This window comes from Mucilaginibacter sp. OAE612, assembly GCF_041806395.1.
Taxonomy (GTDB): Bacteria; Bacteroidota; Bacteroidia; order Sphingobacteriales; family Sphingobacteriaceae; genus Mucilaginibacter; species Mucilaginibacter rubeus.
This window is the reverse complement of the sequence record NZ_JBGMUW010000001.1, coordinates 5,215,696-5,235,523: the sequence shown is the minus strand read 5'-3', so window position 1 is coordinate 5,235,523 and position 19,828 is coordinate 5,215,696. Positions and strand designations below refer to the sequence as shown.

Annotated in this window: 16 protein-coding genes; 10 read left to right on the top strand and 6 right to left on the bottom strand. The window is 42.2% G+C overall.

Features of this window, described 5'->3' with window-relative positions; genetic code table 11:
* Positions 1-3 precede the first annotated feature (3 nt).
* A complete protein-coding gene (locus ABID99_RS21610; protein WP_373615079.1) occupies positions 4-1,842 on the bottom strand; it encodes a UbiD family decarboxylase in 1,839 nt (612 codons plus the stop codon).
* A 171-nt stretch (positions 1,843-2,013) separates the two neighbouring features.
* Here ABID99_RS21610 and ABID99_RS21605 point away from each other — a divergent pair, with 171 nt between their 5' ends.
* The 3 genes from ABID99_RS21605 (at position 2,014) to ABID99_RS21595 (ending at position 3,643) form a co-directional block, all read left to right on the top strand.
* Positions 2,014-2,850 carry a sulfite exporter TauE/SafE family protein gene (locus ABID99_RS21605; RefSeq protein ID WP_373615078.1) on the top strand — a complete coding sequence of 279 codons (837 nt, stop codon included), beginning with the start codon at positions 2,014-2,016 and terminating at the stop codon, positions 2,848-2,850.
* Between the two features lie 141 nt (positions 2,851-2,991).
* A complete protein-coding gene (locus ABID99_RS21600; protein WP_188834409.1) occupies positions 2,992-3,372 on the top strand; it encodes a DUF1634 domain-containing protein in 381 nt (126 codons plus the stop codon).
* A 43-nt stretch (positions 3,373-3,415) separates the two neighbouring features.
* A complete protein-coding gene (locus ABID99_RS21595) occupies positions 3,416-3,643 on the top strand; it encodes a KTSC domain-containing protein (RefSeq protein ID WP_090529865.1) in 228 nt (75 codons plus the stop codon).
* Here the strand turns inward: ABID99_RS21595 and ABID99_RS21590 are convergent.
* Positions 3,640-6,084: an outer membrane beta-barrel protein gene (locus ABID99_RS21590; protein ID WP_373615076.1), complete on the bottom strand. Its 2,445-nt coding sequence runs from the start codon at positions 6,082-6,084 to the stop codon at positions 3,640-3,642. The genes ABID99_RS21595 and ABID99_RS21590 overlap by 4 nt on opposite strands.
* Before the next feature lie 286 nt (positions 6,085-6,370).
* Between ABID99_RS21590 and ABID99_RS21585 the strand changes: the two genes are divergently transcribed.
* A complete protein-coding gene (locus ABID99_RS21585) occupies positions 6,371-7,687 on the top strand; it encodes an alpha/beta fold hydrolase (RefSeq protein WP_373615075.1) in 1,317 nt (438 codons plus the stop codon).
* A gap of 132 nt (positions 7,688-7,819) precedes the next feature.
* Here ABID99_RS21585 and ABID99_RS21580 read toward each other — a convergent pair whose 3' ends face one another.
* The gene (locus tag ABID99_RS21580; RefSeq protein WP_176625066.1) at positions 7,820-8,290 is read right to left on the bottom strand and encodes a DinB family protein; all 471 of its coding nucleotides are present in this window, start codon (positions 8,288-8,290) and stop codon (positions 7,820-7,822) included.
* A 136-nt stretch (positions 8,291-8,426) separates the two neighbouring features.
* On the opposite strand from ABID99_RS21580, the gene ABID99_RS21575 reads away from it, so the two are divergent.
* Positions 8,427-10,208, top strand: a complete 1,782-nt coding sequence (locus ABID99_RS21575; protein WP_373615074.1) for a DUF885 domain-containing protein — start codon at positions 8,427-8,429, stop codon at positions 10,206-10,208.
* An 84-nt stretch (positions 10,209-10,292) separates the two neighbouring features.
* On the opposite strand, the gene ABID99_RS21570 is transcribed toward ABID99_RS21575, so the two are convergent.
* On the bottom strand, positions 10,293-10,535 hold the full coding sequence (locus tag ABID99_RS21570; protein ID WP_090529851.1) for a hypothetical protein: 243 nt from the start codon (positions 10,533-10,535) through the stop codon (positions 10,293-10,295).
* Positions 10,536-10,688: 153 nt separating this feature from the next.
* On the opposite strand from ABID99_RS21570, the gene ABID99_RS21565 reads away from it, so the two are divergent.
* The gene (locus ABID99_RS21565; RefSeq protein WP_090529847.1) at positions 10,689-11,609 is read left to right on the top strand and encodes a DUF6263 family protein; all 921 of its coding nucleotides are present in this window, start codon (positions 10,689-10,691) and stop codon (positions 11,607-11,609) included.
* A gap of 67 nt (positions 11,610-11,676) precedes the next feature.
* Here ABID99_RS21565 and ABID99_RS21560 read toward each other — a convergent pair whose 3' ends face one another.
* Together ABID99_RS21560 and ABID99_RS21555 are read right to left on the bottom strand one after the other, a co-directional pair.
* Complete coding sequence (locus ABID99_RS21560) at positions 11,677-12,012, bottom strand: hypothetical protein (RefSeq protein WP_090529844.1); 336 nt, start codon at positions 12,010-12,012, stop codon at positions 11,677-11,679.
* 19 nt (positions 12,013-12,031) lie between these two features.
* Complete coding sequence (locus ABID99_RS21555; protein WP_090529841.1) at positions 12,032-12,646, bottom strand: TNT domain-containing protein; 615 nt, start codon at positions 12,644-12,646, stop codon at positions 12,032-12,034.
* Positions 12,647-12,845: 199 nt separating this feature from the next.
* On the opposite strand from ABID99_RS21555, the gene ligA reads away from it, so the two are divergent.
* The 4 genes from ligA to ABID99_RS21535 all read left to right on the top strand — a co-directional run bounded on the left by ligA (position 12,846) and on the right by ABID99_RS21535 (position 19,786).
* Positions 12,846-14,858, top strand: a complete 2,013-nt coding sequence (gene ligA / locus ABID99_RS21550) for an NAD-dependent DNA ligase LigA (protein WP_373615924.1) — start codon at positions 12,846-12,848, stop codon at positions 14,856-14,858.
* A gap of 128 nt (positions 14,859-14,986) precedes the next feature.
* Positions 14,987-15,217: a hypothetical protein gene (locus ABID99_RS21545; protein ID WP_373615073.1), complete on the top strand. Its 231-nt coding sequence runs from the start codon at positions 14,987-14,989 to the stop codon at positions 15,215-15,217.
* Between the two features lie 83 nt (positions 15,218-15,300).
* Complete coding sequence (locus ABID99_RS21540; protein WP_373615072.1) at positions 15,301-17,751, top strand: DUF5686 and carboxypeptidase regulatory-like domain-containing protein; 2,451 nt, start codon at positions 15,301-15,303, stop codon at positions 17,749-17,751.
* Positions 17,752-17,806: 55 nt separating this feature from the next.
* Positions 17,807-19,786 carry a gliding motility-associated C-terminal domain-containing protein gene (locus tag ABID99_RS21535; protein WP_373615071.1) on the top strand — a complete coding sequence of 660 codons (1,980 nt, stop codon included), beginning with the start codon at positions 17,807-17,809 and terminating at the stop codon, positions 19,784-19,786.
* Positions 19,787-19,828: the final 42 nt, after the last annotated feature.

Here is a 19,828-nt window from a genome sequence, read left to right as displayed (position 1 = left end):
TCCTCAAATAATCCCAAACAACGATCCACCCTTTTCACCAAGCTTATCAACCGTTTTCTCTACTTCCGGTACCCGCTCCAACACGGGGGCGTGATGTGGTTTTATCCGGGCATCAATAATCAGTGGACCTTTACAGCCCCAGTGTTTATGCTCGGTAATGCTGCCAACACCATAAATATCATGCGACGGGTTGCTGCGGGTAAAGGTTACCCAGACGAAATTGTTAATGGTTTGGGCGGCAAAACCGGCATCATCACAAAGCACTATTAAAGGCAAGCCGGTAAGGTCTTCATCCTGCAGGCTGTATTCTATAATGCTGATAATATTATCTATGTCCTTGTGATTTACATGTTTGGGCACTTCAACCATGAGCACACCAGGCATGGCCATTTTGTAAGCGCTGATAGGGCGGGGGAGACTAAACCAATCGGGCAGCTCAGCCCACAGTTCACGCTTGATTTCGCCGGCTACGGTAACAGCTATTTTACTACCCGAGTTTAAGCCTTCGCCGCTATAGTCAAGCGTATCGATAGTTGTATTGGTATAAAAATGCAGGTCGCGGGTAAGATCTATCCTTTGCAGAATGTGCTTCAGGAAACCGCCAATATCGTTTACATTAAGTTTTGGGTCATCTTCCTGCGCGGCAATGAATAGGTATTTAGCAAGACTTAGCTGGCCTTTGCCCAATATGTGATTGGCGATAGTAACTATCTCCTGCGGCTTACGCTCTTTGAGATAGGGGGTATAGCGCTCGCTGCCAATGGCAAAAAGCAGGGGATGCACACCTGCCGCGTCAACCGCATTCACAGCATGTAGGCCGGGGATTTCTTTAGGAATAGCCGAACCTGTAATTTCATGGATCAAAGCCCCAAAGCTGGTGTCCTCCTGCGGCGGGCGACCAACCACAGTGAACGACCATACAGCATCTTTACGGTGATAAACGTTATGTACTTTCATCAGCGGGAAAGGATGTACCAAACTGTAATAGCCCAAATGATCGCCAAAGGGCCCTTCAGGTTTATTTTCGTGCGGCATAACTGTGCCGGTGATCACAAAATCAGCATCAGCCGAAATACAGAAACCTTCGGCATCATAAAAATATCGGAAGCGACGGTTCCCTAATGCACCTGCAAAAGTCATTTCTGATAAGCCTTCGGGCAGGGGCATTACGGCAGCTACCGGATGTGCCGGTGGCCCGCCTACAAAAATGCTGACTTTTAATGGTTGCCCTTTGGCATTGGCTTTGGTTTGATGCACGCCAATACCCCGGTGTATCTGGTAATGTAAACCGATCTCCTGGTTTTGTACATAGTCATTACCGGCAAGCTGGATGCGGTACATGCCCAGGTTGGCGTTCATAATGCCCGGTTTGTCGGCATCCTCAGTATATACCTGGGGCATGGTAACAAACGGGCCGCCATCCATAGGCCAGTTTACAATTTGAGGGATATCGCTGATGTTGCATTTGCCAAATTTAATTGGCGCACTTGTGCCACTTTTCAAGGGTAATGTCGAGAGCGCCGTTAAGCCAACACCAGCATATTTAAAAGGATTTTTTAAAGCCTTTATGGGATCGTTTTTAATATCGACCAGAACCTTGATTTTTTCGAGCGTGTCCCTGAATATGAATTTCGACCTGTCGAGCGTACCAAACAGGTTTGATACTGCGGGGAATTTGCTGCCTTTTACATTCTCAAATAATATAGCGGGCCCCTCATTTTCAAATACACGTAAATGTATTGCAGCCATTTGCAGATAGGGATCAACCTGTTCTTTGATACGAACCACGTGACCATTTTTTTCGAGATCGGTAATGCAGGCTTGTAAACTTGAGTAACCCATAGGGCGAAATTAAGAAATTAGTTCATTGGGAGGATTCATTTCATTGTCATCAGGATATTTTCAATAGTTGTATTACAAATAGTAATCTACGATTAACACAAGCAATGATTTGTCGGCTCCCTGACCTAATGATAAATTCCTTACTTTAGCTAGCAAATATCAATCGCCCCTATGTCGGTAACTATACTAACGCTTATTATACTTGTTGGGTCGTATTTGGCGGGCTTGCTGGGGTCGTTAACCGGGCTGGGTGGCGGGGTTGTTATTATTCCGCTGCTTACTATTTTACTTAGGGTGGATATTCAATACGCCATCGGGGCTTCGCTGATCTCGGTTATTGCTACATCATCAGGTTCTGCAGCAGCTTACGTTAAAGAAGGTATCACTAATATCAGGCTGGGCATGTTCCTGGAGATTGCCACTACGGCAGGTGCTATGGTTGGTGCATTGATAGCCATTTATATTCCCACAAATTTTATAGCTGTTTTATTTGGTGTCATCCTGATCTTATCGGCGGTAATGTCGTTACGAAAAAAATCGCAACAAATCCATCAGCAAAAAAGTGTATTGGCCGAGAGGCTGAAACTAAACGGCAGTTTCCCCGGCCCGGCAGGCGAAATTACTTATTCGGTAAGGAACGTAGGTGGCGGCTTTTTCATGATGCTTTTTGCGGGGGTAATATCAGGCTTGCTGGGCATAGGTTCGGGAGCGCTGAAAGTTTTGGCGATGGATGGTGTTATGCGCATCCCTTTTAAGGTATCAACTACTACCAGCAATTTTATGATAGGGGTCACCGCAGCAGCAAGCGCGGTAGTTTACCTGCAACGGGGGTACATTGATCCCGGGCTTTCGATGCCGGTAGCTATTGGGGTTTTATTAGGTGCCTTAAGCGGATCAAAAATATTGGTACATACTTCATCGTCGGGATGGCTACGTGTAGTTTTTGCCGTGGTGGTTACGTTTTTGGCATCGCAAATGATATATAAAGGAATTACAGGGACTATATAATTTGTCATTAGGTCATTGCGTCATTAAGTCATTTTTGTGTGAGGTTAAGTGACATGGCTGGTCGACCTGATAAGAAAAATGACTTAATAAAGCAATGGCGGGTAAGAATGACTTAATGACCAAATGACATAATGATATAAAATGAGCAAATTCAAAGATACCGATATGCAGGCCGTGATAGGCTGGATACTGCGCGCGGGAGTGCTGGTATCAATGAGCGTTATTTTTATTGGCGGGGTTATTTACTTGTACAGGCATGGGCAAACCCATGTTGATTACAGCAAGTTTGTTGGTGTGCCCGATTTTGTGAGTAATCCTGGTGGCATTATACACGGTATCTTTACTTTACGTGGCCGGGCAATTATACAGGCGGGGATAATTTTGCTGATAGCTACGCCGGTTATCCGGGTGTTATTTTCGGCCATTGGCTTTATTATGGAAAAAGATTACCTGTACACAGCCATCACTGTACTTGTGTTGCTTATTATTTTAACCAGTATGATAAGCGGTCACGCGGGCTGACATTTTAAAAACTTTTTTGTATTTAATATAGTATATATAATAAATGCAACGACGTACAGTACAATCATCGGCTTTAAGCAGCGTTGGCTACGATCCGGACGCCCGCATTCTTGAACTTGAATTTCGGGAAAATGGCGGTGTGTGGCAGTACTTCGGTTTTCCTTTATCTGCCTATAATAAGTTTATTGGCTCCGATTCGCTTGGGCATTTCTTTGTTACCCGTATAAAGGGTAAATACCCCGAGTTAAAGGTTAGGTACGCACATCATTAATTTCCGGTGCGGCGGCGCTCATCATCATTACCCGTATTGCGTTTGTTAGCCGATTTAATGGTGCTTTTGCCAAAACGATAGGTAAAATTGAGCCTTACGATGCGCGTATCGCGTTTATTTACCTCCGAAAGATCAATGTTTTGATAATTGGCATGGTTGCGCCCCCTGTCGGTATTAAATACATCGTTTAGTGCTAATTTAATAGTGGCCCGCTTATCCAATATTTGCTTGCTGATACCCGCGTTTACCGAATAGCTTGCTTTTAATTCATTGATGCCGTAAATGGTTGGGGTTTCATACCTGCCCGATATTTCACCAAGTAATGTACCGGTGATGGTGAAGTTTTGTGTACTGCCAAAAATAATATCCTGCTTACCCCTGTCAAAATCCCCGTTTTGTGCGTAAGCTTTGTAACGCACATAAATAGCATCAAGATTAAAACTGCCCGACCACCACCTGGTAAATTGTACAGGCGCGTAGAATGAAGCCCCGTAAACAAAGATCTGCCCGAAGTTTTTACGGAGAGTTATGTTAACCTTAGTCGAATCGTTTTGTTGATATACCGGGAAATCATAAGCATTATTGGTAACTGTATAATACAGTTCGGTTGAAAAGGTTTGATTATAAGTATGGGAGATTTGTATGGTGTTGGTATATTCCGGCTTTAGCTGTGGGTTGCCGGCCCGATAATCATATAGGTCGGTGTAGTACAAAAATGGATTGATATCTTCGTAAAGTGGCCTGTGAATACCTCGGTTATAACCAATACCGATAATGTTTTTTTTATCGGCCTCATAACTTATCTGTACCTGCGGAAAAAGGTTAAAATAATTATTGGTGTTTATCGCCGGTACCCGCTCATTTAATCCCCATGATTTACCGGTTGCATGAGTGTTTTCGGCACGTATACCTGCCGTAATATCCCACTTACCTATTTTATTTAAATAATTGATATATCCCGCGCTCACCGCTTCGGTATAAAGGAACCTGTTGCTGAAGTTGGGGTCGGCCTCATATATGTTGTTTATTTTGGGGCCAAAAATGAGATTATTATTGCTGCGGGTGTTGTTATATTTAATGCCTGTCTCCAATCGTGAGGTTTTGTTTAATGGGTTAACAAAATCAACTTTTGATGTCCAGATGTGGATATCTGACGGCGAAAGGTTTTCCAACTCAAGATCATCGCGGTAAGTATTGCCCGCCGGGGTGAAAAAGCTATTGGTAATGAATTCATTAGAGTGACGGGTGTAGGTTGAATAGTTACCATCTACCGAGATACTGCGGCCGCTTTTATCCAACACCGCGTTATAATTGATATTGTAGTTTAAATAGTTGCTGCCCCTGTCAAGGTTTGAACGGGCCCTGATTATTGAATCGAGCTGATGCTGATTGCTGATGTACAGGTCGTTGTGCTTTGTAAAATCATCACTCCTGATAATTCCGCTTACTAAAAAGCCTATAGTTTGCTTTGGGTTGATGGTATAATCGGCCCCTATTTTAAAGTTGTGGTTAGTGGTTTTTTGAATATTGTTATAATCAACATCGTAATTACTCAGGGTTTCGTTATAAGTAATGTTACGGTTGGTTGTAATAGTGCGTGTGCCTTTATTATTATCGTAAGTGTAATTTCCAAAAATATTGAGCTTACCGGTGCGGTTGTTGAAAACAATGCCTGCTGTACTTTTGTAATACTTTCCATAACCCGCCATGGCAGTAACCGTACCGTTGGTGCCCAGGTTTTTACCCTTTTTTAAAATGATGTTGATGATACCTCCGCCCGAGGCGTCATATTTGGCCGACGGGCTGCTGATCATTTCAACCTGGTCGATAGTGCTGCTTTGCATACTGCGGAGCAAACTGGTAAGATCATCGCCGGTAAGGTTGGTAGGTTTACCGTCGATGGTTATTAATGCTGCTTGTCTGCCATTAATACTTAAAGTTTCGTTACTGTTAACCCTTACCCCAGGCGATTGCCTTAGTATATCAAAGGCCGAGTTTCCCTCGGCCAGGATGCTGTTTTGTACACTTAATACAATTTTGCCGGGCTTTACCTCTATGTAAGGCTTCCGGGCAACTACTTTAACTTCCTGCAGTTGGTTGTTTGAAAGTTTTAAAACAATATCATTGGCAGTTATTATTTGACCAGCGTTAACCTTATATGGCCCCGTATAAACTTTTACGTATCCTATTTTACTGATAAGTATTAAATAGCTGTCGGGTTGCAGGCCGGTAAATTCAAACTGCCCGTTTTTATTTACAAGGTTTGATTTTAATATAGATGAGTCGGCAGCCGCAAGGAGAATGGCTGTAGCTGCATCGGCGGGCTGGTTGTTTTCTGTTAAAACTTTACCCTGTATTATTGAAGATTTTGTTTGGGCGAACGAAATACAATACCCTCCCGCCAGGAATGCAAAAAATAAGCCTGCTATTAAAACCCTCATTAATCAGTAATGTAGAAAATTGCTATAGTTTAAAAGATTATAAAAATGTACCGCAATATAATACAATATATATAAAATTATATGTATTGTATTGGTATTTTAATTATATAATATAAAAGAATGTTGCAACATTAGTATGGATTATGTCGGGTAAAAGGTTTTTACAGTGCAGCATCAAATATTGTTTACAAAAAAGCATGCAACAGTATAAATAAACAAAACAACCTGATTTTTTCTTTATTTTCGGCCTCAATACATCATCGCACTGTATATTGACCATTATAACATGAAAAAACTTTGTCTGTTTATATTAGTTGCCTGTTTTGCAGGGGATTTATTTGCACAAACACCTCCGGACAATTATGCTACAGCTTTAAATAAATTTAAACAGCTATACAATAACAATCAGCCGGATAGCATATACAGCTTGTTTGGGCCAGAAATGAAGAAGGCACTTTCACAAGCCGATTTCAAAAGTACAACGGTGCAGTTAAAAACACAATTGGGCTCATTGTTACAGGCTGATTTTGAAAGCTATGAAACCCCGATAGCGCATTATAAAGCTACATTTCAGAAAAGTGTTTTTTTATTAAATCTGTCGTTAAATGCCGATAATAAATTTACAGGCCTGTCATTGACACCGTACAAAGCGTCGGCTACAACTGCTGCGGCAAGTACCGCGGCGGGTACAACCATAGCTACCGATCCTTCTCTGGTCGAATTACCTGTAACGGTTAAAACTTTATTGGGTTCAATATCGGGAACGCTGGCTATGCCGAAGGACGCTAACGGTAAAGTGCCGTTGGTATTGATCATCGCCGGCTCTGGCCCTACAGACAGGGACGGTAACAGTCCAAAACTGGGCCTCCATGCCAATGTTTATAAGATGATAGCTAACGAGTTGGGAAAAAAAGGCATAGCATCCTTGCGTTATGATAAACGTTTGGTAGGGCAAAGCACTACATCCATTAAGGAAAACGAGATCAGGTTTGAGGATTATGTAGAAGATGCCGCCGCCTTGCTTAACATGCTTTCGTCAGATGAGCGTTTTTCACGGATAATTATTCTGGGGCACAGCGAAGGTTCGTTGGTTGGCATGATGGCTTCGCTTGATGAGCCGATAAAAGGCTTCATATCAGTGGCCGGTGCCGGTGATTCGGCAGATAAGATTCTCACTGAACAGATGAAAGCGCAACCTGCTTTTATATCTGAAGGCTTTAACCGGATGCTTGATAGTTTGAAACGTGGTAAAACAACCGATAATATCGACCCCGCTTTGTATTTTATAGCCCGGCCGAGTATTCAAAAATATTTGATGTCATGGTTCAGGTATAATCCGCAACGCGAGATCAGGAAGGTAAAAGCACCAATATTGATCATCCAGGGAACCACCGATTTACAGGTAACTGTTGGTGACGCCGAAAAGTTGAAAAAAGCAAAGTCAGATGCTATACTTGATATTATCCCCAACATGAATCATGTGTTGAAAGAAGCCCCGGCAGATAAGGAAAAGAACAAAGCGACTTATAATGAGCCTGATTTACCGCTTAAACCGGAGTTTGTAACGGCGATAACAAACTTTGTGTTGAAGACAACGAGGTAACCTTATTAAACATACGTCATTGCGAGGAACGAAGCAATCCCAAGCTGTACAGAGAAACTTTACATAGCCGCTCTGCTAATTGGGGATTGCTTCGTTCCTCGCAATGACGGTTGTATATGGTTATCTTACATATCACCAAGCCCCCAATAACCTCCTGATCACGATGATCTCGGCAACGTGGTAAGCATTGTGATCGGCAGCTTGTAACGCTTCCCGAAGTATAGTTTGCCCGTCGCCATGCGGAATTTTTTTATAGATATCCCCGCTTTTCACCAGTTCTATTAGCTCTTCCAAATCGCTGTCAATCTGTTCAAGGCTGTTATCCCAGGCTGCATCATCTTTTGGTGAAAGCTCTTTTGGCCAGTAATCATCGGGCCAGTTTGGTGATTCGTGGCTGCCGTCTTTGCTAAATTCAAGCATATCCCACTGGGCTATCCGGATATGTTCAACCAGTTGCCATATAGTATAAGGAAGTTTATCAACTTTAACCCCGCGAAGATTGGGCGGTAAACCATCGAGCGCTTTTTTCAGATCTGCATGTGCGTTGCCACCTTGCAGCAAATGCACAATTTCATTTACTAAGACTTTATGTTCATTATTCATAGGTAATCCAAATTATAACGACTAATTCTCGCACCCCTTTAGGGGGCCGGGGGCTTAAAGTAACAAATTCGTCGCCGGTTTGATTTATTTGGCTTAAAAGTTTTAAGTTTATGCTTCATTGTAAAACTCATCAGTTGTGGTCAGAAACATATTCTTAAAATTAGCACTCGCCGTTGTTTTATTCATGGTTGCCTTTATCGGCTGTAAAAAAGATGGGGGCAGCGGCACCGGCCCATTGTTAGGGAAGGATGATGAAGCTTTTATTAAATACGAGAACACGTTTCTGGATAACTTCTGGAAGTTGAACCCCGATTGGGCAACTTCGGCAGGATATCACAAATACGATAGCTTGATGGTGTTGCCTAATGAGCAAAGCCGCGATAAACTGGTAACCTTTGCCAAATACCAGGTTGATTCGTTAAGCCGCTTTGAGGTAAACACTCTTTCTGAAGCCAATAAGATAGATTACAAGATTCTGCAAAATCAGCTTGAATACCTGCAATGGCAGGTGCGCCAGTTAAAACAATATGAGTGGGACCCATCGTCATATAACGTTATCGGCACCTTTGCTTACATCCTGAACGAGCACTATGAGCCTTTGCCAAAACGTTTGCGTCATTTTTATCAGCGTATGTCGTTTATTCCGCAGTATTACAAAGACGCCCAAAAACAGATTAAAAACCCGGTGGCCGAACTTACCAGCCTGGCTATTGAGCAAAACCTGGGTGGGCTTGATGTAATAGGAAAAGACTTCGCCGATTCGCTTAAGAAAACCAATATCCCCAAAGCTGAGCAAAAGTTAATGACCGACAGGGCTGCGCAGAGCGTGGTTGCCATTAAAGCCTATGCCGATTGGCTTAAAGCACTTAAAAATGATCACCCAAGAAGTTTCAGGCTGGGTAAGGATTTATATGAGGATAAGTTTAAATACGAAATTGTAGCTACCAACACTGCCGAGAAAATCTACAATGCTGCCGTTGAACGTAAAAAATACATTCACCGTGAGATGACTAAGATCAGCAAGCAACTTTGGCCAAAATACTTTGGTAAACAGGCTGCACCAGCCGATAGCCTGCTGATAATAAGCCAGCTGATAGATACCCTATCATCAAAGCATGTAAAGCCTGAAGATTTTCAGTCATCAATTGAACAAATTATACCAAAGCTTAATGCCTTTGTTAAAGCTAAAGACCTGTTAACGCTCGATCCGTCAAAACCATTGATCATTCGTAAAGAGCCTGGTTATATGGCGGGTGTGGCAGGCGCATCTATGAGCGGCCCTGGCCCGTACGATAAAAATGGTAATTCGTACTATAACGTAGGCAGCCTGGCCGGCTGGAGCAAGGAAAAGGCCGAAAGCTACCTGCGCGAGTACAACAATTATATTTTACAGATCCTGAGCATTCATGAAGCTGTGCCGGGGCATTATGTACAGGGCGTATACTCCAATAAAGCCCCAAGTATCATCAAAGCTGTATTTGGCAATGGTGCCATGGCCGAAGGCTGGGCCGTATACACCGAGCAAATGATGCTGGAGAACGGCTTTGGCAATAACGAGCCCGAAATGATGCTAATGTGGTATAAATGGAACCTGCGTTCGGTATGTAACACCATTTTGGATTATAGTGTTCATAGCGGCAGTATGACCAAAGATGAAACAACTAAGTTATTAACCCGCGAAGCTTTCCAACAACAGGCCGAAGCTGATGGCAAATGGAAGCGCGTTAGCGTAACCAGTGTTCAGCTTACCAGTTATTATACTGGCTATAAAGAAATCATAGATTTGAGGGATGCCTATAAACAAAAAATGGGTGATAAATATAAACTGAAAGAGTTTAACGAAAAGTTCCTGAGTTACGGCAGTGCACCGGTTAAATTTATCAGAGAAGCCATGCTGGCTAAAACCAGCGGAAATTAATTGATAGTCCACGGGTATAAACTCATGGACTATGAACCATGGGTTTATCTCCCATGAACTATCAAATTCTTTTTTATTAACAGCTTATGCGTAATGATTTTTTATCTGGTGCTCAAGCTGGGCCATGACGTTTTTCTTTAGCTTACCCTTATAGCAGGTACAGCCGTCCTTATCCAGGTTAAGTTCGGCAATTGTCTTACCCTGGTAAATCACGCGGAAATTTCCTGCTTCGTTGGGTAAAATTGCCAAAATACGTTCATCTTCTCCCGAAAAATTGATCAGCACATGAAACTGGTGCTGTGGTATAAATGCTATCTGCTGTAACATAAAAACCTCTCTTTCCGCTAAATTAGGTGTGTGAAAAATTAAAGAGCCGAGCGCAGTATAAAGTTAACGAATTTGTTTTTAATTAATTGTTAGGAATTTTAAGTTTTTTGTAAGAGATATTATAATATATTTAGCGCTTACATATTACCAATCATGAAGAAAATTTTGATGGCCGGTTTACTGGTTATAGGAGCGGTAACCGGTTATGCGCAGAAGGTAAAACCGGCTTTAAAACTAATTAAAGGTAATAGTTATTACTTATCTACTACGGCACACTCTGTTGTAAAGCAAACTATAAATGGGCAGGTTAATAATATCGATATGACGATTGACGGCAAAATGTCATTCAAAGTATTAAATGCTAATGATTCTCTTTATTATATGGAGGTTAACTATACCAAAGTGGGTATGAAAATGCAGCTGCCTACGGGTAATGTAACTTTTGATTCTGATAATAAGGATACCACAAATATTATGGCCAGAATCATGTCGGGCATAACCAATAAACCATTTACGGCAACGCTAACCAAAAGCGGCCGGATTAGGTCGATAGAGAACGCCGAGAATATGATCACATCTATGATAGATGGCTTTAAGGAGGTGCCGGCCGAAAAGAAAGAGCAATTGAAAACGCAGCTAACCCAATCTTTTGGATCAGGGGCGCTTAAAAGCAACCTGGAAATGGCCATGTCGGTGCTGCCCGAAACGGCGGTGGCAAAAAATGATAAATGGACAATTAAAAATAACCTGGAAGGTGCTATGAGCGCGAAGGTCATATCTGTTTATCAACTGGTTGATATCACTCCGCAGAGCTACCTGATACACGGAAATGCCACACTTGAAACAGATAATACTGCCGGTTATAAAACCGTTAGTAATATGCCCATGAAATACAATATGAAAGGTACTATGGTAGCTGATGTTGTTGTTGACAAGGCTACCGGCTGGATCTCCAGTTCAAAATTAAAGCAAAACATTGACGGTACTGTCGAAATAAAAGATAACCCGCAAGTTCCGGGCGGTTTAACATTCCCTATGAGTGTTACCAGCGAAACATCAAGTACCGACCATTAATTAAAACAGATAGTAATAAAAAAACCTGCCGTAACCGGCAGGTTTTTTTATTGTATAAACAGTGGTATTACAATATCCAAAAGCCTTCAAAATAAAGTTTATACCTTGTTGGCTGAAACTCGCCATATGCGAAAACAGCAATAGAGTTCCCCTTTTTAGTATAATATAGCCTGAGCCTTTCGCTGCCCTTGTATAAATTAAGAAAGTCGGCATTAAAGCCGCCTGTTTTTACAATGGTTTTAAAGTCGTCGGGTGTAATTACCTTATGCAGATCTTCAAAATTATTATTGGCAAAATCACCGAACTTTATATCACCGGCAGGCAGTTTAAATGTTTTATGTATTACCTCGGCTTCGTCTCCATCAAACAACAATGATTTTGTTACTTCATATTTTGTGATCATATTTTAATATATCGCGTTTTTATTGTTTTACCTCTTCAATGTAACCGCCTGCTTTCAGGTCGTTAACAGTGGCTGGTACTTCATACTGGATACCCAAGCCCGGTTTGCCAAACCATGGAATAATTTTACCCTCCCTAACTTTGGCTATAGGCTTCAGGATCTTGTAAATTTTGTACGGCTTGCTAAGAGTATTATCCGGCAAAGCACGCATTGGGAAAGGTACGCCTTTTGGCGATACAAAAGTGCCTTTATCCTGAAAAGTGCCGGTAGAATCGCTATAACCGCCATAGCGGTCAATCAACACACCCTTTTTTAGAGTAATGATGATAAGATTTACTGCGCCACGATTTGGAGGCCAGCCGCCATTAAGGTTGTTGGCGGTAAAGAATTTTTCAAGCGCGTCCCATTTTTCGGTTTTCCAGAGCAGCCAAGCCGAATCGGCAAGGGCTTTTTTACTGCTGGTGTCGGCAAAATCAGCAACCGAGCTTTTAAAGTCATCATAAGTAATGCCCCGTACCGGCAGTTTGTGATGGTTTGCAGCAGGGTTGTGGGCATGTTTTAGTGGTTTTGTTTGCGCGGTTGCCAAAAAAGGCATCAACCATACTGACAGGATCAGGATTTTTAGTGTTTTCATTCGATGTAGTTTTTTGTTTGATAAATCTACTATGTGCTCCGCGTTTATGAAAGAGATTTATCATATTTATTTTATTGGTATTATATGCAATATCATATGCTAATTATTGTTATTGCATGCCAAAAAAACGTTATTGCCAAAAGCCGGTATTTACCGTGGTGAAAAGGATGAAATAAAGGAAATTATTACCTTCGTACCTATGTCATCAGCTGAAACAAAAAAACAAATAGAGGTATTAACCGCCGAACTTAAACAGCACAATTACAACTACTATGTGCTGGCTATGCCAACCATTTCTGATTTTGATTTTGATAAAAAACTGGAGTTGCTTAATAAACTCGAAAAAGAATACCCGGAGTTTGCTGACCCTGATTCGCCAACACAAAAGGTAGGCGGTGATATAACCAAGGAATTTGTAACCGTTAGGCACCGCTGGCCGATGTTATCGTTGGGCAATACCTATAATGAACAGGAGCTATTTGATTTTGATCAGCGGATCCGCAAAGCCATTGGTGATAACTTTGAGTACGTATGTGAGCTTAAGTTTGATGGTTTGAGCATGAGCCTCACTTATGAAGACGGCAAACTGGTGCGGGCCGTTACCCGCGGTGATGGTGTACAGGGTGATGAGGTTACCACCAATATTAAAACCATTCATACCATACCTAAGCGCCTGCATGGCGAAGGCTATCCCGGCTATTTTGACATCCGCGGTGAAGTGTTCATGCACCGCAAAGCTTTTGACAGGTTGAATAATGAACGTATCGAAAGTGGGGAGGTTCCTTATGCTAATCCCCGTAACTTTGCCTCAGGCACAGTAAAAATGCAGGATTCGGCCGAAGTAGCCAAACGCCCGCTTGATTGCTTCCTGTACTTTTTGTACACCGAAAAAACAGTATTTAAAACCCATTGGGAAAGCCTGCAGGCTGTTAAAACCTGGGGGTTTCATACCAATGAGCATAGTGAGCTTTGCGGGGATATTAATTGCGTTTTGGAATTTATTAATAAATGGGATAAGGAACGTTTTAACCTGAGCTATGATATTGACGGCATTGTTATTAAAGTAAATAATTACTCACAGCAGCAGGAGCTTGGCTTTACCGCCAAATCGCCGCGCTGGGCTATATCTTACAAGTTTAAGGCCGAAAGGGTGGAGACCGAGCTCCTTGAAGTGACTTACCAGGTAGGCCGTACAGGTGCTGTAACCCCGGTGGCCAATTTAAAGCCTGTACTGCTTGCAGGCACTACGGTAAAACGCGCGACGCTGCATAACGCCAATGAGATCATCCGGCTTGACCTGCATGAGGGAGATACCGTTTTTGTTGAAAAGGGCGGTGAAATCATCCCAAAGATCATTAGCGTAAACCCTGAAAAACGTAAGGCCAACGCTGTGCCTGTTGTTTACCGCGTTACCTGCCCGGCCTGCGATACTCCGCTTGAGCGCAAGGAGGGCGAGGCTGCGTTTTATTGCCCCAATGATGAAGGCTGCCCGCCGCAGATTGTTGGAAAGATGCAGCATTTCATTGGCCGTAAAGCAATGAATATTGATGGGCTGGGTGATGAAACTATCGAAACCTTATACAGCAAGGGCTTTATAAGCCACATCAGCGATATCTATGAGCTGCATACCCATGCTGCCGAATTGAAACAGTTAGGCCGCTTTGGCGAAAAATCGATCAATAATATGCTTGATGGTATTGAGGCATCCAAGAAAATGCCTTTCGAAAAAGTGCTGTTTGGTTTGGGCATCCGTTATGTGGGCGAAACGGTGGCCCGCAAGCTGGCTTTCCATTTTAAATCGATAGATAAATTAATGGGAGCGTCGGCTGAAGAACTTACAGCTGCCGAAGAAATAGGCGAACGGATAGCCCAAAGTATAACCGAATATTTTGCAGGTGAAATCCACCGGCAGGAAATACAAAAACTAAGGGAGCAGGGCCTGCAATTTATTGCCGAAGAAAAAGAAGTTGTACTGGCCAGTGAAAAGCTTGCCGGGATGAACTTTATTATATCGGGAACATTCGGCAACTTTTCGCGTGATGAGCTGAAAGATATCATTGAACAAAACGGTGGCAAGATATTGAGCAGTATCTCGGCTAAACTCAATTACCTGGTCGCGGGTGAAAATATGGGCCCTGCCAAGTTAGAAAAAGCTAATAAACTTAATATACCCATTATCAGCGATGACGATTTACTCGCACTGATAAAATAAGCATTCCCGTGTTGTTTATTTTGTTTATTAATGAGGAATTTTATTTTTTGAGCTCAGAAATTACGTTATTTGTATTACCGAAAGGACCCCATAATTAATTAAACGTACTAATGTTCGAATAATTTACTATGGAAAAATTTATACCTATACAAGAAAATATCTTTTGTGAACCCTGTAAGGAATGCGGCGAAAGGCCAGTTATAGAGCAGGTTAAAGGTAAATTTATTGTGAGGTGCCCTGAAAGCAAATCGCATTATCAAACAAAGCCAGGCCTGGTTGATATTAAGGATTGGAACATCAAAAATAAGCCACATCCGCCTCTTGGCAACAAAGATATATCAAAGAAAAAGGCATCCTAACCGGGTGCCTTTTCACATTATTTAACAATTTGGCGCTGTAACAATCAATTAATAAGTTTCATCTTAGCATAAACATCTGCTTAATGAAGCCAGCCTTAGTTGCGTTATTTTTAATATTCAATTTTTCTTCATATGCCCAGCAATTCAGCATTAGTGGTAAAATAACCAACCAGGAAGGTAAGCCCGTCCCCTTTGCATCCGTTTTTATAAAAAATACTACTATAGGGGTATCCGCCAACAGCGAAGGAACCTACCTGCTGCGTTTAAATGGCGGCATGCAGGAAATTCAATACAAAGCAGTTGGCTATGCCCAGCAAAGCAAAATAGTTAACCTTGCAGCTAACCAGGTTATCAACATCAGCCTGCAAACAGAAACTTACCAGCTTAAGGATGTTACTGTGCATGCAGGGGCTGAAGATCCAGCTTATGCAATTATGCGTAAGGCCATTAAAAAACGCAAAACCTATCTTAACGAAGTTAAAGCCTATACCTGCGATATCTACATCAAAGGCTTACAAAAACTATTGGCCGCCCCAAAAACTTTTATGGGTTTTGATGTGCAAAAAGCTACCAGTGAAGCCGGTCTTGATTCAAACCGCCGCGGGATAGTTTACCTTTCTGAGTCGGAATCAAAATATAGCTTTATAAGGCCCGATAAGGTGCATGAGGAACAGGTGTCGTCAAAAGTGTCGGGCCGTAACCGGGCGTTCAGCTTTAACCGGGCATCGGATATGGCGGTTAATTTTTACCAGAACTATGAAACCTGGCGGGGTATGAGTAACCGCCCGCTGGTATCGCCGGTGGCTGATAACGCCATGTTTTATTATAACTATAAGTACATAGGTACTTCAGTTGAGAATGGCGAAACTATTAACAAGATCCAGGTAAGCCCTAAACGGGCACATGACCCATGTTTTGAGGGGTATATTTATATTTTGGATGATAGCTGGCGCATTTACGGGTTGCAGCTTTACATCACCAAAAAGGCTAACATCAATTTTGTTGATACCCTTAAAATTAACCAGCAGTTTTTCCCTGTTAGCGAAAAGATTTGGATGGCATCCTCTGTTAAATTTGAATTTACAGGAGGTTTGTTTGGATTTAAATTAGGAGGTTACTTTATTTCGATCTATAAAAACTACAACCTCGACCCTGCATTAAACAAAGCCGATTTTAACGAAGTGCTCCGGATCGCCAAAGGCATCAGCAAAGATTCTGCTTACTGGAACCAGGCCCGGCCAATCCCGCTTACCGCCGAAGAGGTTACCGATTATACCAATAAAGATAAACTCGCCATAAAACGGGAATCAAAAGAGTACCTCGACTCACTGGATAAAGCCAACAATAAATTTAAACCGGTAAACCTGCTTTTCACCGGCATCAATACCCGCAATCGATACAAAAAAGAATATTTTCATTACGATCCAATCATCGGCTCCCTGCTTTATAACACAGTAGAAGGTTTGGCTTTTGATTACGGCGCATCGTACAGCAAATTGATTGATACAGTCAATAACCGCTATTTTATGCTGAGCGGCAAGGTGCGCTATGGCTTCTCCAACCATTTGTTCAATGCTTCGGCAGGTGCGGCTATCCCGGTAATGCAGCGGTTTACGCTGGGTTTAAGCGGTGGTTCGGATATAGCTGACCTGAATAACCAGGCTCCCATGTCTACCTTTGTGAATACAGTTCACAGCCTGTTGGCACAACAGAATTTTAAGAAATTGTATCAGAAGCAGTTTGCTTTGGCTTCACTTTCGGGCAGGGTGACCGGCGGTTTGCGCGGCAGCGCATCGGTTGAGTGGGCTAACCGTAAATCGTTGTTAAACACGGCTTCATTCAGTGTTTTTGATCCGCACGCCCATCAGTTTACGTCCAATAACCCGTTGGATCCTGATCATAATACGCAGTTGTTCGCCGAAAATCAGTCGATCACCGTAAACCTGCAGGCCAGTTATGATTTCAGCAATAAATACGAAACCTATCCTTCAGGTAGGCGCTATCTGCCATCCAAATATCCAACCATCAGTTTAAACTACACTAAAGGCATCAGCAATGTATTGGGTTCAGATGTTAATTATGATAAAATCAGCGCGGAGATTTCAAGGGCAGATATTAGCATGGGTTTTTATGGCAGTAGCTCATTTTTTATAGGAGCCGGTAAATTCCTGAATGCTAAGAGCGTATTCTTCCCCGATTATTTCCACTTTGCAGGCAACGAGGTGCTTTCATACAAGCCGAGGTTAAACCGATTTCTCTTACTGGATTACTACGATTTCAGTACGCCTGATAAATATCTTGAAGGGCATTTTGAACACAACTTTTCTGGTTTCATCACCAATAAGATCCCGCTGATCCGCAAGTTTAAACTGCAGGAGATCGTGGACGTAAATTACCTGTACACTCCCACGCTTAAAAACTATACCGAACTGGGTTTTGGATTGCAATATCTTAATATCCGTTTGATGTATGGCGTATCATACAATGGAGGTACTGAGGCAAAATCGGCAATAAGGCTTGGGATAAGCTTGTAATATGCTAATTATTAATTGCACTTAATATGGTGTAGATATTAGTAATACTGTATATTTGGCTCAAACTATTGTGCCTGAACATATCATCAACTTGAACCTTTTACTAAAAAGAGCTGCATTGCTGTTTGGTGTTATACTTTTAACTTTTGTTAAAGTGTATGGACAGCAGTTTTATGCCGCTACTCAAGAGGGAATTTTACAACAGGTAACCATTACCCCTAACGGCCCGGTTTCAAAAAATGTTAACGGTTGTGGGTCGGGGTATCTTTCCATTGCACTTTGGGGTAATAAAATTTATTATACCCAGGCTTCTGGTGAATTGAGTGTAGCTGATATAACCGGAGGTAATACCCCCCAGGTAACTAATTGCCAGTATTTAACATCGGTATCCTTCGTGAATTCAATGACGGTTGATAAAAATGGCATTCTGTACATGGCCAACTTCAATTCGCTGTACAAACTCGATCCTAAAAATCCCGTGCTTGTTAACCTGGGAATCATGCCGTACGGAGCTTCAGGCGATCTTGTGTTCTATAACGATAAGCTATATATGGCAAGTTATAGTGGCATTGTCGAAGTCTCCCTCGATGATCTCTCCCAAAGTAAATTAGTTATACCTATTACAGATGGGTTTGTATATGGTTTAACATCGGTAGCTTCCAGGGGGGCTGTAACGGTATATGCTATTGATGTAAACAATAGCAAGTCGGAGCTTATAGAGCTCGACCTGAAAAATATGCATATAAAAGGTATTGCCGGTTCACTGCCCTATATAGTTTATGATGCCGGCAGTACTGTTGAAACAGGTGAAATACCGGTAATTAAGCTTCAAAGCATTAATGTGACCCGAGAGTGCAATGTGGTGAATAAAGGGCGGGCCGAAATTATTTGCGCCCCACACGGAAATCAATACACTTACAAACTTAATACCGGAGAAAGTAACACAACGGGTATTTTTGATAACCTGCCTCCTGGTAATTACCAGGTTACTATTACCTCATTTGGTGGTGAAGAGCCTAAAATATTTCCATTCACTATTCCTGATTTTTCACTACAAGACCCCGTTGTTACTTTTAATAAAACGGATCCGGTTTGTGATATCGCGGGTTCGATTAAATTGGAAACAAACGCCGATAAAGCGTTATACCGGGTACAATATAACAACGCGGTTTACCCCATTGACCATGTTTTTGCAAATTTAATCCCGGGTTTTTATCACTTTTCAATTATAACACCAAATGGCTGTTTGCTGTACGAAAAAGATTGCACCCTCGTACAGGAAGTATGCCCGCCAATTGTTGTAAATGATATTGTCATCAAACCTGAATGCGATTTTTACGGCGAAGCAAGTGTTACCGTACTCACAGCAGCTCATCCGGATAATTATACATATAGCTTAAACGGTATAAGCAATACCACAGGCGTGTTTAACAGGGTGCAACCAGGTTCCTATCAATTGGTGATAGTTTCATCTGGCGGAGATAGGGTTGGAAAACAAGTTCCCGTACCCGATTTTACTTTGACCAAACCTTATGTAACATATACCGCTAAAAACGCAATTTGTACATTAGCGGGGCAGGTAAAGTTTAACACCTATGTAGAAGGGGTAGCTATCGGCACTATTAAGCATGGCGACCAAAATTATACACCCGATGAAACAATAAGGGGCCTCAGCGCCGGCACCAACCACTTTGTCCTGCTGGATAAGCAAGGTTGTATCATTACCGAATTGGATATAACGATAACGCAGGATTCATGTGAGCCGGTTACGTTTTTCAATACTTTTACACCCAACGGCGATGGCGTAAACGACTTATTCAGGCCCAATCAAAGCAGTAATCCCATAGCGTATAAACTTACGGTTTTTAACCGCCTGGGTCAGCGGCTATTTGAGTCGGAAAGTATATATGATGGTTGGAATGGCAATTATAATGGGAAACCTGTGCCTACAGGTGTTTACTACTGGATGTGCAACTATACCATGGGCGATGGACAGGTTGAGGTTCAAAAGGGACATGTAACCTTGCTGAGGTAGCTTGAATGTGTTTGTTTACAATAGGCGAGCTAAATGACAGGC